The 243-nt window shown below is 65.0% G+C and carries 1 protein-coding gene; it reads left to right on the plus strand.

Features of this window, described 5'->3' with window-relative positions; translation table 11 throughout:
* Positions 1-243, plus strand: a 243-nt coding sequence (locus tag SB764_RS43860; protein ID WP_410867290.1) for a hypothetical protein, incomplete at both ends; no start/stop codon positions are given.

Genomic DNA, 243 nt, shown 5'->3' on the forward strand with positions numbered 1-243 from the left:
CGTCGAATCACGGCTGCGCAACCTGCGTAATAACCGCACGCTGGATGGCAAACCGTTGTCGCTGGGGCTGTTCGCCAAACCGCTGGACCCCAAGGACCTGCTGTCGGCTTTTGGCCAGGGCGCGGCCGCCGGCGGTGCCGGGCGTTTGCTGGCGCAAGAGGTGCCGCCGTATCGGTTCAGTGTCATGCATCAACGGGCCGTCACGGCCGTGGAGACGCTGATCCAGTTTGGCCAGACGTTGCT

The sequence above is a fragment of the Paraburkholderia sp. SIMBA_027 genome (genome assembly GCF_046535315.1).
GTDB lineage: Bacteria > Pseudomonadota > Gammaproteobacteria > Burkholderiales > Burkholderiaceae > Paraburkholderia > Paraburkholderia tropica.